This window comes from Escherichia sp. MOD1-EC6300 (assembly GCF_002965045.1).
Classification (GTDB): Bacteria; Pseudomonadota; Gammaproteobacteria; order Enterobacterales; family Enterobacteriaceae; genus Escherichia; species Escherichia coli_F.
The window spans coordinates 215,587-229,763 of sequence record NZ_PTRH01000008.1; the positions used below are offsets into that span (position 1 = coordinate 215,587).

General features: G+C 53.2%; 14 protein-coding genes and 1 tRNA gene. 1 reads left to right on the plus strand and 14 read right to left on the minus strand.

Annotated features, from left to right (window positions below; translation table 11 throughout):
- Window positions 1-32: 32 nt before the first annotated feature.
- From nsrR to nnr, 12 genes are all read right to left on the minus strand, one after another.
- Window positions 33-458, minus strand: coding sequence for a nitric oxide-sensing transcriptional repressor NsrR (gene nsrR / locus BGE37_RS14490; RefSeq protein ID WP_001177637.1), 426 nt, complete (start codon window positions 456-458; stop codon window positions 33-35).
- 204 nt (window positions 459-662) lie between these two features.
- Window positions 663-1,961, minus strand: a complete 1,299-nt coding sequence (gene purA, locus BGE37_RS14495) for an adenylosuccinate synthase (RefSeq protein ID WP_000527955.1) — start codon at window positions 1,959-1,961, stop codon at window positions 663-665.
- Window positions 1,962-2,064: 103 nt separating this feature from the next.
- Complete coding sequence (locus BGE37_RS14500; RefSeq protein ID WP_001089292.1) at window positions 2,065-2,262, minus strand: DUF2065 domain-containing protein; 198 nt, start codon at window positions 2,260-2,262, stop codon at window positions 2,065-2,067.
- 81 nt (window positions 2,263-2,343) lie between these two features.
- Entirely contained in the window at window positions 2,344-3,348 is a 1,005-nt protein-coding gene (hflC, locus tag BGE37_RS14505) for a protease modulator HflC (protein WP_001232412.1), read from the minus strand.
- A 2-nt stretch (window positions 3,349-3,350) separates the two neighbouring features.
- Window positions 3,351-4,610, minus strand: coding sequence for an FtsH protease activity modulator HflK (hflK, locus tag BGE37_RS14510; RefSeq protein ID WP_000312477.1), 1,260 nt, complete (start codon window positions 4,608-4,610; stop codon window positions 3,351-3,353).
- Between the two features lie 85 nt (window positions 4,611-4,695).
- The gene (hflX, locus tag BGE37_RS14515; RefSeq protein ID WP_000460360.1) at window positions 4,696-5,976 is read right to left on the minus strand and encodes a ribosome rescue GTPase HflX; all 1,281 of its coding nucleotides are present in this window, start codon (window positions 5,974-5,976) and stop codon (window positions 4,696-4,698) included.
- A 76-nt stretch (window positions 5,977-6,052) separates the two neighbouring features.
- The gene (gene hfq / locus BGE37_RS14520; RefSeq protein WP_001051883.1) at window positions 6,053-6,361 is read right to left on the minus strand and encodes an RNA chaperone Hfq; all 309 of its coding nucleotides are present in this window, start codon (window positions 6,359-6,361) and stop codon (window positions 6,053-6,055) included.
- Window positions 6,362-6,446: 85 nt separating this feature from the next.
- Entirely contained in the window at window positions 6,447-7,397 is a 951-nt protein-coding gene (miaA, locus tag BGE37_RS14525; RefSeq protein ID WP_001280339.1) for a tRNA (adenosine(37)-N6)-dimethylallyltransferase MiaA, read from the minus strand.
- The gene (mutL, locus tag BGE37_RS14530) at window positions 7,390-9,237 is read right to left on the minus strand and encodes a DNA mismatch repair endonuclease MutL (RefSeq protein ID WP_015953939.1); all 1,848 of its coding nucleotides are present in this window, start codon (window positions 9,235-9,237) and stop codon (window positions 7,390-7,392) included. The genes miaA and mutL overlap by 8 nt, the downstream gene beginning before the upstream one ends.
- 9 nt (window positions 9,238-9,246) lie before the next feature.
- Window positions 9,247-10,593: an N-acetylmuramoyl-L-alanine amidase AmiB gene (gene amiB / locus BGE37_RS14535; RefSeq protein WP_105288146.1), complete on the minus strand. Its 1,347-nt coding sequence runs from the start codon at window positions 10,591-10,593 to the stop codon at window positions 9,247-9,249.
- Window positions 10,594-10,611: 18 nt separating this feature from the next.
- Complete coding sequence (gene tsaE, locus BGE37_RS14540) at window positions 10,612-11,073, minus strand: tRNA (adenosine(37)-N6)-threonylcarbamoyltransferase complex ATPase subunit type 1 TsaE (protein ID WP_000981977.1); 462 nt, start codon at window positions 11,071-11,073, stop codon at window positions 10,612-10,614.
- Window positions 11,045-12,592: a bifunctional ADP-dependent NAD(P)H-hydrate dehydratase/NAD(P)H-hydrate epimerase gene (gene nnr / locus BGE37_RS14545; RefSeq protein WP_105288147.1), complete on the minus strand. Its 1,548-nt coding sequence runs from the start codon at window positions 12,590-12,592 to the stop codon at window positions 11,045-11,047. The genes tsaE and nnr overlap by 29 nt, the downstream gene beginning before the upstream one ends.
- Here nnr and queG point away from each other — a divergent pair.
- A complete protein-coding gene (gene queG, locus BGE37_RS14550; RefSeq protein WP_001294196.1) occupies window positions 12,591-13,730 on the plus strand; it encodes a tRNA epoxyqueuosine(34) reductase QueG in 1,140 nt (379 codons plus the stop codon). The two genes, nnr and queG, sit on opposite strands and share 2 nt — an antisense overlap.
- Here queG and BGE37_RS14555 read toward each other — a convergent pair.
- Both BGE37_RS14555 and BGE37_RS14560 read right to left on the minus strand, forming a co-directional pair.
- Window positions 13,713-13,766: a hypothetical protein gene (locus BGE37_RS14555; RefSeq protein WP_010723271.1), complete on the minus strand. Its 54-nt coding sequence runs from the start codon at window positions 13,764-13,766 to the stop codon at window positions 13,713-13,715. The two genes, queG and BGE37_RS14555, sit on opposite strands and share 18 nt — an antisense overlap.
- Window positions 13,767-13,999: 233 nt before the next feature.
- Window positions 14,000-14,075, minus strand: a tRNA-Gly gene (locus tag BGE37_RS14560).
- Between the last annotated feature and the right edge of the window lie 102 nt (window positions 14,076-14,177).

Consider the following 14,177-nt stretch of genomic DNA (forward strand, 5'->3'; position numbering starts at 1 on the left):
TCCTCCGTTGTCATCTCTGATGAAGATTTTCGTCACTCCACCAGCAATAATTTATAAAGCGGTTGATTCTCTTCAACCAAATCGGCAAGCGTGTAGTTATCCAGTTCCATAAGAAAACTTTGCACGGCCTTAGAAAGTGCCTGTTTCAACCGACAGGCAGGTGTAATGTGGCAAAACTCACTGCTGCAATTCACCAGCGATAAGGGCTCCAGCTCGCGCACCACATCACCAATACGTATCGCACTCGCCGGTTTCCCCAGGCGAATGCCGCCATTTTTTCCACGAACAGCAGTCACGTAGCCGGCACGACTAAGTTGATTGATTATTTTGACCATATGATTACGGGAGACGCCGTAGACGTCAGTCACTTCAGAAATACTGGTCATCCGCCCTTCTGGCAATGACGCCATGTAGATCAGCGCACGTAATCCGTAATCAGTGAAACTCGTTAACTGCACATCAACCTCAAAAGGGAAAGCGGGAAAAAATACATTTATATTGATGATAAACCAGCCACAAGCTGTGTCGCTAATTTATTTCAGTTCGGGGAAGGAAAAAAGCGAGGATTTAACACTGTGTCGGATAGCGTAATGGCTTACCCGACACAGCAATGTATCACACTGTTAGCCCGGCAGGCAAAATATCTGCCAGGCGTACCAGAATTACGCGTCGAACGGGTCGCGCAGAATCATGGTTTCAGTACGATCCGGGCCGGTAGAGATGATATCGATCGGCACACCGGTCAGTTCTTCAATACGCTTGATGTAGTTCAGTGCCGCCTGCGGCAGACCGCTACGATCTTTCACGCCGAAGGTGGATTCAGACCAGCCCGGCATGGTTTCGTAAATCGGCTCTACACCTTTCCAATCGTCTGCTGCCAGCGGTGTGGTAGTCACTTCGCGACCATCCGGCATACGGTAAGCCACGCAGAGTTTCACCTCTTTCAGGCCATCCAGAACGTCCAGTTTGGTCAGGCAGAAGCCAGACAGGGAGTTCAGCTGTACCGCACGACGAACGGCAACGGTGTCCAGCCAGCCGGTACGACGACGACGACCCGTAGTTGCGCCGAATTCGTTACCCTGCTTGCAGAGGAACTCACCAGTTTCATCAAACAGTTCGGTCGGGAACGGACCTGCACCTACACGAGTGGAGTAAGCTTTGAGGATACCCAGAACGTAATCAACATAACGCGGGCCCAGGCCGGAACCGGTCGCCACGCCACCTGCAGTGGTGTTGGAAGAAGTTACGTACGGATAAGTACCGTGGTCGATATCCAGCAGCGTACCCTGCGCACCTTCGAACATGACGAAATCGCCACGCTGACGCGCCTGGTCGAGCAGGTCAGAAACGTCAACCACCATAGAAGTCAGGATGTCGGCAACAGCCATCGTATCATCCAGAACTTTCTGGTAATCAACCGCTTCAGCTTTGTAGTAGTTAACCAACTGGAAGTTGTGATATTCCATCACTTCTTTCAGTTTTTCAGCGAAGGTTTCTTTGTCGAAAAGGTCTCCAACACGCAGACCACGACGTGCCACTTTATCTTCATAAGCAGGCCCGATACCACGACCCGTGGTGCCGATCGCTTTCGCGCCGCGCGCTTTCTCACGTGCGTTATCCAGCGCAACGTGATAATCAAGGATCAGCGGACATGCTTCAGACAGCAGCAGACGCTCACGAACGGGGATGCCACGGTCTTCCAGTTCTTTCATCTCTTTCATCAGCGCGGCCGGAGACAGCACAACACCGTTACCGATGATGCTGGTTACATTCTCGCGGAGAATACCTGATGGAATAAGATGGAGAACGGTTTTTTCACCGTTGATTACGAGAGTATGGCCTGCGTTGTGACCGCCCTGGTAGCGTACAACATATTTAGCCCGTTCAGTCAGAAGATCGACGATCTTACCTTTACCTTCGTCACCCCATTGGGTGCCCAGTACGACGACGTTGTTACCCATTTTTCAAAATCACCGTTTGCTTAAAAATGGATTCTACCATCGCTTTTTCAGAGTTACAGCACTTTTTGCACTCAAAAATGACCTCGATCAGTCTGTTTTTTGTTCAGCCAATCGTTTTCCTCAACATGTAGTAGACCACAACGCCCGCAACCACAAGTCCACCGCCAAAACGACGTAAAATATTATCGGGCAAATTGGTCATCGCAGCGATCATCTTCTTCCATGCCTTCGGGTAAAGCATCGGCCCTAAACCTTCCAGCACCAAAACCAGGGCAAGCGCCAGCCAGATTGTCGAATTCATTCATTATCCTTATAGAAAAAGAAAACCACCGACATCCCTGAGGATGCGGTGGCTTTATTGACCTGTACCGCAGTCGTTATATTAACGCGTTGCGGAAGTCGGCGTCTTCATGTAGCGGAAGAAATCGCTGTCCGGGCTCATGACCATCACGTCCTGATTGCCAGAGAAGCTGTTCTCATAAGCACGCAGGCTACGGATGAATGCGTAGAAGTCCGGATCTTTACTGAATGCATCAGCAAACAGTTTGGCTGCTTCTGCATCGCCTTCACCACGCATGATGCGGCCCTGACGCTCAGCTTCTGCCAGCGTTCTGGTCACTTCATAGTCGGCAGTCGCGCGCAGTTTTTCCGCTTCTTCCTGACCTTGTGAACGGTGACGACGTGCTACCGCTTCACGCTCGGCGCGCATACGGTTGTAGATCGCTTCAGACACTTCGGTCGGCAGGTTGATCTGCTTGATACGCACATCGACAACTTCAATACCCAGCGCCGCCATACTGTTCGGGTTGATGACCGGTACTTTACCCTTCGTCTCAGCCGTTACGCGCTCTGCCGCTTCGGCAATGGCGTTATCTGCCGCCGGGGTAGTAACTTCATCTTCTGTACCCGCAGAACCGGAGTTCAGCGCGTCACGTACTTCGAGGGTCAGACGACCACGGGAATCGGTGACGATGTCTTTCACGTCCAGGCGACCAATTTCAGAACGCAGACGGTCAGAGAACTTACGTTTCAACAGCACTTCCGCTTGCGAAATGTCGCCACCGCCCGTTGCCAGGTAGTAACGGCTGAAATCACTGATGCGCCATTTGATGTAAGAGTCGACGATCAGGTCTTTCTTCTCTTTAGTCACAAAGCGGTCGGCCTGGTTGTCCATGGTCTGAATACGTGCATCAAGCATTTTCACCGTTTCAATGAACGGTATCTTGAAATGCAGACCCGGCTCATAAACCAGAGGTTTGTTGTCATCGTCACGCAGTACCTTACCAAAACGCAGCGTAATACCGCGCTCACCTTCTTTGACGACAAAGACAGACATGTAAAGCACTACCAGCACGATGATGATAATCGCGATAACTGACTTACGCATCGTTATTCCCCCTGACGCTGGTAGTCGTTACGCTGCGCGTTAGCGCGGCGTTGGTCCATAATATCGCCCTGACTGGTGGACGACGTGTTGCTTGCTCCACTGGTTGTGGAGGAAGAGGCTGGCGGCAGACGCAGCAGATTGCTGGCACCGTTATCGCTCTTCGCCGCAGGGGCGTTACCACCTTTCAGCATCTGGTCTAACGGCAGAACCATCAGGTTGCCACCTTTATCGTTAACCAGCACTTTGCGGGTGTTGCCCAACACTTTTTCCATCGTCTCGATATACAGACGCTCGCGGGTAATTTCCGGCGCAGCTTTATATTCCGGCAGAAGTTTAGCAAAGCGTGCCACTTCACCCTGGGCTTCCAGGATAGTCTGAGCCTTGTACGCACGCGCCTCTTCGAGGATACGTTGCGCCTGACCGTTCGCACGCGGCTGAACTTCGTTGGTATACGCTTCTGCTTCACGAATGTATTGCTGTTCGTTTTCACGCGCGGCAATCGCATCGTCAAACGCCGCTTTTACTTCTTCCGGCGGACGAGCTGCCTGGAAGTTGACGTCCAGCAGAGTGATACCCATGTCATACGGACGAATCGTCTCTTCCAGTTCGCGCTGAGTATCGCTACGAATCACGGTACGACCTTCCGTCAGAATGCGGTCCATGGTGTATTTACCGATAACCCCACGCAGGGCGCTGTCGGTAGCCTGACGCAGGCTGTCATCCGGACTGGTCACGCTATACAGATATTTTTCCGGATTGGTGACGCGGTACTGTACGTTCATCTCAACGCGCACCACGTTTTCGTCCGACGTCAGCATCACACCGGAAGCAGCCAGTTCACGCACGGCTTCCACGTTCACCGGTTTGACTTCGTCGATAAACGTCGGTTTCCAGTTCAGACCCGGCTCAACCAGATGGCTGAATTTACCAAAGCGTGTTACCACGCCGCGTTCGGCTTCTTTAATGGTGTAGAAACCACTGGCCGCCCAAATAATGACAATCGCTGCCGCTGCGATGGTAACGACACGACCGCCAAGCTGCGGGCGCGGGCCTTGCGATGAATTACCACCGCCAGATCCGGTGCCTTTACCGCCGCCCAGACCACCGAGCTTTTTGCTCAGTTTGCGGAAGATATCATCTAAATCAGGTGGCCCTTGATCGCGACCGCCTTTGTTTCCATTTCCCTCAGAGTTGCCGCCAGGTTTGCTGCTTCCCCACGGGTCGCGGTCTTGTCCGTTATTACCGGGCTGATTCCACGCCATGTTTGTGCTCCATATTTGTTATGCGGTGATCCCTGTTGTCTTTCGACGCCAGAGGATATGACTCCACGCTTCAGACGCTACGCCGTTAGATCAAGTAATCGATCAACGCCGGTTCTTGTTTGCAGAGGCGACGCCAGTCAACGATCGGCATACGAACTTGCAGACTTACACTGCCGTCCTCCTCCATCCACTCTTTTTCTATTGCCTGAAGCTGATAAAAACGACTTCTCAGACGCCCTTCCTGCGGCGGCAGACGCAATGTATGCTGCGCCACCTCGCCGGAAAGACGCTCCGTCAAAGCCTGAAAAAGCTGTGGTATCCCCGCTCCGGTCTGCGCAGAAAGCCAGACACGGATCGGTTTGTTCTCTTCGTCCCGATCAATACGCGGTTCAAAATCTTCCAGCATATCGATCTTGTTCATCACCAGCAGGGTTGGGATCTCGTGAGCATCGATCTCTTCAAGAACCGTATTCACCGCTTCGATGTTTTCTTGTACTCGCACATCTGCCGCGTCAATGACGTGCAGCAGCAATGTGGCTTGCCGCGTCTCTTGTAACGTGGCTTTAAATGCCGCCACCAGATCGTGCGGCAGGTGGCGAATAAACCCTACGGTATCTGCCAGCACGGTTTCACCGACATCCGCGACGTCAATACGCCGCAACGTCGGGTCGAGGGTGGCAAACAACTGGTCTGCCGCATAGACCCGCGCTTCGGTGATGCGATTGAAAAGGGTAGATTTACCGGCGTTGGTATATCCCACCAGCGAAACAGTAGGAACGTCGGCTTTGATACGCGATTGCCGCCCCTGCTCACGCTGTTTTTCAACTCTTTCCAGGCGCGACTGTATCTGCACGATGCGATTACGCAACAAACGACGGTCGGTTTCGAGCTGGGTTTCACCCGGACCACGCAAACCGATCCCGCCTTTCTGTCTTTCAAGGTGGGTCCAGCCACGCACCAGGCGCGTAGCCAGATGGCGCAACTGCGCCAGCTCAACCTGCAACTTACCCTCATGGGTACGCGCACGCTGGGCGAAAATATCTAAAATAAGGCCGGTGCGGTCGATAACACGACACTCGCACAAACGCTCCAGGTTACGCTCTTGCGCCGGGCTCAGGGCATGGTCAAAAAGAACGACCGAAGCACCCGTCGCTTTGACAGCTTCCGCAATTTCAACTGCTTTACCTTCACCTACAAAATACTTTGGGTGCGGCGCTTTACGGCTACCGGTAATCACCTGCAATGCTTCGACACCGGCGGAAGAAACCAGAGATTCAAACTCCTGGAGGTCTTCCATATCTTTGTCTTGCGTAAAATAGATGTGTACCAGTACCGCCTGCTCACCAGCATCATAACGGTCAAACAAGCGTATAACCCTCTAAATAGATCAGCGGGGAACGCAGGATCGCTGGCTCCCCGTGTAAAAAAAACAGCATGAAACCTTATTCGGTTTCTTCGCTGTCCTGTTGCGCGGAAGTATTCTGCGCGCTGCTACCATGATGATAGTTACTGCTGGTACCGCCACCGGCGTTGTTACTGTGATGAGAAACCGGGCGAGACGGGACAACAGTAGAAATCGCGTGCTTGTAAACCATCTGGCTGACCGTGTTTTTCAACAGGATCACGAACTGATCAAAAGACTCGATTTGTCCTTGCAGCTTAATACCATTCACCAAATAAATAGAAACTGGAACACGTTCCCGACGCAGTGCGTTCAGGAACGGATCTTGTAAAGATTGCCCCTTAGCCATTCTCTCTTTTCCTTATATGCTTATTTGTACTTTGAACCTTTCGATTCTGAAAAAATTGCGCACGATACGTCTCAATTGTACACATTCAGCCTGCGATAGCACCAACAACCTGTAATACTTCGTCACGCGCCTGTTCTGGTTTTTCACTGTCAAGCCAGTGAACCCCTTCCCAACCACGCAGCCAGGTTATCTGCCGCTTCGCCAACTGTCTCGTGGCGCAAACACCTCGATAAACCATTTCATCGTATGAGATTTCGCCTTCAAGGTAAGACCACATCTGGCGATAACCCACGCAACGAATGGAAGGCAAGTCCGTATGCAAATCTCCTCGGGCAAAAAGCGCCCGGACTTCTGCTTCAAAACCTGAAGCCAACATCTGATGAAAACGCTGCTCAATTCGTTGATGGAGCAGTTCACGGCTCGCCGGGGCGATGGCGAACTGATGCACCTGATACGGTAGAGCGTCTCCTGACGTTTGCGTCAGTTCCGTTAAAGTTTTACCCGAAATGAAAAAAACTTCCAGTGCCCGGGAAAGCCTTTGTGGATCATTTGGATGAATCCTTGCTGCCGCAACCGGATCGATCTCCTGAAGTTGACGATGCAATGACTCCCAACCTTGCTCTGCCGCCTGTTGCTCAATTCTGGCCCGCACTTCGGGGTCTGCCGACGGTAGTGGCGACAACCCTTCCAGCAATGCCTTGAAATACAACATCGTACCGCCCACTAATAGTGGGATCCGCCCCGCCGCGGTGATATCGGCCATTTCCGCCAGCGCATCGCGGCGAAAATCAGCGGCCGAATAAGCCTGCGACGGATCGCGAATATCCAGCAATCGGTGCGGCGCGGCGAGTAACTCTTCAGCGTTTGGCTTCGCCGTCCCGATATCCATCCCTTTGTAAATAAGGGCAGAATCAACGCTTATCAACTCTACTGGTAAAATTTTACGCAGCTCAATGGCTAACGCCGTTTTACCGGAGGCCGTCGGCCCCATCAAAAAAATCGCCTTAGGCAGGCTCGCCTTACTGATATCACTCATCTTTCAGGGCTTTTATCGCCGGATGTAAATCAACAGATTGTAACAGACCACCCGGCGGCGTTTTCACAAGTTGCGGACATAACCGTTCCACGTCCGCCAGCAGGGTGATGGCCTGTGCCATTGACCACTGCGCATGTTCGCTCATCAGATTTCGTGCAATCCACTGCGCAATATTGCCAGGTTCGAATACGGACTGCTTCGCCAGGTAGCCTATCAGTTCAGGAATCAAGATTTGTAAATTTTGTTGGCGTAAGGGTAAAGGCACGGCCCTGATGGTCACATACTGTGCATCGGACTGGAAATCAATACCCAATTCCGCCAGGGCAGACTGCGCTTTTTCTAATGCCGATTTTTCTTCGCCAGAAACTTTTAGCCGCAACGGAATAAGCAACGGCTGAGCGCAAACTGGCGTTTCACCCGGCGTCAACTGCGCCTGACGCAGCCAACGTTCTGCCACTGGCAGGGCTAAAAGTGAAATGTTGCCGTCGCGCTCCAGCAACGCACAGTCGGAATGGACGATAGTCAGTACCCGACCAAAACTCTGACTGTTCGCCGCAAGCGCTGGCTCCTGCGGTTCAGGTGCTTTTGGTTTTTGCATCGGCGCAGGCGTTTGCAAAAGCTGGCGATACACTTCACCTTGCTGTTTCTGGTAGCCTGGCTGCGCATTCGGCCAGGAAGCTGCTGGACGACCACCAGAGGCGGGCGCAGGAGAGTAGCGGGGGGCTACCGGTTCGCGAACTGCCGGTTCAGCAAAATGATTACGCCCGGCGGCCACGCGGTTCTCCGGAATGGTTCGCGGTGCAGGTTGAGGTTCATCGTCCAGTGGCAGCGGCGTTTCCAGCTGTTGTTGTAGCACACTCAGCACGCCCTGATAGATAAAGTCGTGCACCAGACGCGACTGATGGAAACGCACTTCGTGTTTGGCGGGGTGCACGTTGACGTCCACTTGATGTGGGTCGATCTCCAGATACAACACAAATGCCGGTTGCTGATCGGCCCCCAGTTTGTTTTCGCAGGCCTGACGGATCGCATGATTGATCAGGCGATCGCGCATCATGCGACCATTCACGTAGCAATACTGAATTTCTGCCAGTGTGGGCGTGGTGTGGTTTGGATCTGCCACCCAACCGCGCAGCGTGAGATCGCCGTGCTGCCATTCAATCGCCAGCGCATGTTCGAGAAAAGCGGTGCCGCAAATCGCGCCTAAACGCCGTTCTTTTTGCCCGCCTTCCGGCACTGCGCGATACTGGCGAACTATTTTGCCGTTATGCGACAGATTGATAGTGACGTCGAAACGCGCCAGCGCAATGCGGCGGATGATTTCATCAATATGGTTAAATTCGGTTTTCTCGGTACGCAGGAATTTCCGCCGCGCCGGGGTGTTGTAGAACAGATCCAGCACTTCCAGCGTCGTTCCCACCGGATGCGCCGCAGGTTTAACAGTCACGTCCATATCGCGCCCTTCGGCATATGCCTGCCAGGCTTCCTGCTGATCTACGGTGCGCGAAGTGAGCGTCAGACGGGAAACTGAACTGATACTCGCCAGCGCCTCACCGCGGAACCCCAGGCTGATAATAGCTTCGAGATCGTCCAGAGAGGCGATTTTACTGGTAGCATGACGCGCCAGCGCCAGCGCCAGTTCATCTTTTTTGATACCGCAGCCGTTATCACGAATGCGGATAAGTTTCGCCCCACCGCGTTCGATATCAATATCGATACGCGTCGCACCTGCATCGAGGCTGTTTTCCACCAGTTCTTTGACTACCGACGCAGGTCGCTCGACCACCTCACCTGCGGCAATCTGGTTCGCCAGTTGTGGCGGTAAGACCTGAATTGGCATCAATCGTCCTTAGTTTGGCAGCGTGCGATCTGGCGTCGTCACCGTGCTGGCCGTTTGTGCCGTTGCCCCCTGCGGCGCAGATTGCATCGGGTGCGCAAGGAAATAATTGCGCAGGCCTTTGTAAATGGCTTCTGCCAGCTGTTGTTGGTAATCGTCGCTCGCCAGCAAACGTTCTTCGCTGTTGTTGCTGATAAAACCGGTTTCGACCAGTACTGATGGGATATCCGGCGAACGCAGAACGCCAAGGCTGGCGTGTTCTGGTCGACGTTTATGAATTTCGCCAATGCGTTGCAACTGGCTGATCATACTGGTCGCTACATCATACCCTACCCGCTGGGAATGACCGAACTGTAAATCCAGCACCGCCTGGCTTAAATACGGGTCAGACTGACTGTTCGCCAGCACATCGCCCGCTCCGCCCAGCAGCTCCGACTGTTTCTCGTGCTGCTCCAGCCAGCTGGCCATTTCGCTGTTGGCGCGACGGTTAGAGAGCACCCATACGGAAGCGCCAGTCGCACTGCGGTTCGGTGCGGCATCAGCGTGAATCGACACGAGGAAATTGGCGTTTTGCTTACGTGCCACATCGCTGCGCCCCATTACCGAGATAAAGTAATCCCCGTCACGGGTTAAAACGCCCTTAAACATCGGATCATCATTGAGTAAAGTACGCAATTTACGCGCGATGGCGATGGTGACATTTTTCTCCCGCGTACCACCAGGGCCGATAGCGCCAGGATCCTGACCGCCGTGTCCGGCATCAATAGCGATGATAATTTTATCGCCTGTGTTAGCCGTCGCGCGCACTGCCGGACGCGTTACCGTATTACTGCTGATAACACCCGTAGTGCGGTTACTTTCGGTTTTAAACGGATTACGCGCCGGTTCGCTGACGCGCGGTGCGACAACCGCAGGCGTTTCAACGCGCTTCGCAACCACTGGCGGCGGTGGAGGCGGTGGCGGCGGTGGCGGCGCATCAGCGTTAATCGTAAAGACGACAGTGTAATTGTTACCATTCTGCCGCTTCACCGCTTCGGTTTTACCGTTTTCGGTGAGATCGACCACCAGCCGTAGCGTTTGTGCATCTTTAGGCGTTCCAGAGCGAATCGCCTTCACCAGATTATTACCGCTGAACAACAACGGTAGCCCCTGAATCACACCCGTTTGTTTGATATCGAGCGCCACGGTGCGTTTGTTTTGATGGCTAAACGCGTAATCAGGATCGCCAGTAAAACTCAATGTTATTCGCGCCTGTTGATTACCGTTAGAAACCTGAATATCAGAGAGCGTAGCGGCGCCAGCCTGCGCGCACAGCAGCAGCAACGTCGCTACCAACCAATTTCTGATGCGATACATCATCCCGCCACCTTTCAAAGGTTAACCGGCTAAACGCGCCAGCAACAATTCACCCGCAGAGGAAACCGCACTCACGCGCGCCTCACGGCCTTGTGCCTGATAATCAATGTGTATTTCGACATCCGGGTCAGGAAGAACACCTGTACCTTGTTGTGGCCACTCCACCAGGCAGATGGCATCGTTGGCAAAATAATCGCGGATCCCCATAAACTCCAGCTCCTCGGGATCGGCAAGGCGGTATAAATCAAAGTGATACACCATTAAGTTGTCGAGCGTATAGGGTTCGACCAGCGTATAAGTGGGGCTTTTGACATTACCCTGATGACCCAGAGCCTGTAAAAAGCCCCGGCTAAAGGTGGTTTTACCTGCGCCTAAATCGCCATACAGATAGATTACGGTTGCACCATCGCAGGCTTTCGCTACCCGCTCGCCCAGGTCTAATGTTGCCTGCTCATCAGGGAGCGGAATTACTCGATTCATCATGGTTTTTATCAGTCACTTCCGGGTTAACAATACGCTGTAGCGTGGAAAAGAGATCGGTCGCCAGCATTCCGCGCGTTCCAAAACGCGCCGCCAGTACGTCAGCTGCCGTACCGTGGGCGACACAGCCCGCGCACGCTGCATCATACGGCGACAGTTTTTGCCCAAGCAATGCGCCAATAATACCAGAGAGCACATCGCCCATGCCGCCGCTCGCCATGCCTGCATTTCCGGCATCAATAATGCCTAAAGCGTCAGGATGCGCGGCAACTACGGTTCCGGCACCTTTCAGCACCGCTACGCCGCCATAACGTTGTACCAGACGTTGGGCGTAATGTAAGCGGTCACTTTCAATTTCAGCGACGGAACAGCCTAACAACCGTGCGGCCTCGCCAGGATGCGGCGTGATCACGCGATTGTGACGCTTATCAGGATTGATTGCCAGCAGGTTCAATGCATCGGCATCCCATAACATCGGTTTGCGAAAATTCTCAACTTTTTGTAGGGCTTTTTTCCCCCACTCTTGCTGGCCCAGACCGGGACCAATCACCACCACATCGGCCCATTCCAGGCTTTCGGTAAGAGAGTCCATAGTCAGTTCATGCACCATCAATTCTGGTCGTGCAGTCAGCAGCGGCGCAATGTTCTCACTGCGGGTCAGTACTCGGACTAAACCAGCACCAGCACGCAGTGCCGCTTCCCCCGTCATACGAATAGCCCCCGCCGTGCCGTGATCGCCACCAACAATCACCAGCCGCCCGTGATCGCCTTTATGCGAAGTCGGGCGACGCGGTTTCAGCCAGTGAGAAAGTTGTTCTGCCGAAAACCGCTGAATTTTCGTCTCCTGACCTGCCAACCAACTGTCCAGCCCCAGCGAGTCAAAATGCAGTTTTCCGGTAACATCCCGGGCTTTCCCGGTGAGCAAGCCAGGTTTCAGCGCAATAAAAGTGATGGTGTGATCGGCGTTGATTACCGCGCCTGGCGTAGCGCCAGTTTCAGCCAGCAGGCCGGAAGGGATATCAACCGCCACAATCGGCGCAGGGTGAGTATTAGCGTGGTCGATTAACTGGCTAATGGATACGCGGGGCGCGTGCTGCAATCCGGTACCGAGCAGCGCATCAACAATCAGATCTACCGACTCAGGCCAGACAATATTCGAAGCATGGATCTCGCCTCCCGCGTTTAACCATGCATCGCGTGCCTGCGCGGCCTCTTCCGGTAACGGTTTGTCACTTTCCTGGGCCAGCAGCGTGACCTCAATGCCGACCGCTTTTGCCAGCCGCGCAATCACATAACCATCGCCGCCGTTATTGCCATGACCGCACAGCACCAGCCAGTGGCAGGCATCAGGATAAGCCGAACGACACACCTGAAATACGGCTTCACCAGCGCGAAGCATCAGCTCATAGAGTGTGAGCCCCAACGAATCTGCCGCCTCGCGTTCGCCGCGGCGGATATCGTCGGCGTGCCAGACGGTGTGTGGTATACTTACGGGGTTTTTCTTCATTGTATGGTCCGTCATGTCAGAGCCCCTCGATCTCAATCAGTTAGCGCAAAAAATTAAACAGTGGGGGCTGGAACTGGGCTTTCAGCAGGTAGGTATTACCGATACCGATCTCAGCGCGTCCGAGCCCAAACTGCAAGCATGGCTGGACAAACAATACCACGGCGAAATGGACTGGATGGCGCGTCACGGTATGCTGCGCGCCCGCCCCCATGAGTTATTGCCCGGTACGCTGCGCGTCATCAGCGTGCGGATGAATTACCTTCCTGCTAACGCTGCATTTGCCAGCACGCTGAAAAACCCCAAACTCGGCTATGTAAGTCGTTATGCGTTGGGCCGTGACTATCACAAACTTCTGCGCAACCGACTCAAAAAGCTGGGCGAGATGATTCAGCAACATTGTGTTTCGCTGAATTTTAGACCGTTTGTCGATTCTGCGCCTATTCTCGAGCGCCCGTTAGCTGAAAAAGCAGGTCTTGGCTGGACAGGTAAGCACTCACTTATCCTCAATCGCGAGGCCGGTTCGTTCTTCTTTTTAGGTGAATTACTGGTCGATATTCCGCTGCCCGTGGATCAACCGGTCGAGGAAGGATGCGGTAAATGCGTGGCTTGTATGACGATTTGCCCGACCGGCGCCATCGTCGAGCCATATACCGTCGATGCTCGCCGCTGTATCTCTTATCTCACAATTGAACTGGAAGGGGCGATCCCGGAAGAGCTGCGTCCATTGATGGGAAACCGTATTTACGGTTGCGATGACTGCCAGCTTATCTGCCCGTGGAATCGCTATTCGCAACTCACTAAAGAAGACGATTTCAGCCCGCGCAAACCACTACACGCACCGGAACTCATTGAGTTATTCGCCTGGAGTGAAGAGAAGTTTTTAAAAGTCACGGAAGGTTCGGCGATTCGCCGTATAGGTCACCTGCGTTGGCTGCGTAATATCGCCGTGGCATTAGGCAATGCCCCCTGGGATAAAACGATTTTGACAGCGCTGGAAAGTCGTAAAGGTGAGCACCCACTTCTTGATGAGCACATAGCGTGGGCGATTGCGCAGCAAATCGAGAGGCGAAATGCGTGCGTCGTAGAGGTACAACTACCGAAAAAACAGCGTCTGGTTCGGGTGATTGAAAAAGGGTTACCGCGTGACGCCTGATTCATCCACAGCTTGTGAATAAAAATAAAAACGCATTGCAATTCAAGGCGAATAAAATCGTCAAGTGATCGACTCGACAAAACGAGATCTTAATTTTCAACCTATATATCAATAAGTTAAAAAAATACTATTCACCGTGCGAAGTTTCTTTGAAATTAAGATTACGACATGAGGCTGTGGATAACTCTGTTTACAAGAGTTTGTCAGAGACAACAAAAACCAGCAATAACGCATCGCGTCGCTGTGGATATTTTATTGAGAGAAGAATTTGGAGCGGGAAACGAGACTCGAACTCGCGACCCCGACCTTGGCAAGGTCGTGCTCTACCAACTGAGCTATTCCCGCTTGGGTGGTCTGTGCTTTGCAGCACTTTCAAATTTTGGAGCGGGAAACGAGACTCGAACTCGCGACCCCGACCTTGGCAAGGTCGTGCTCTACCAACTGAGC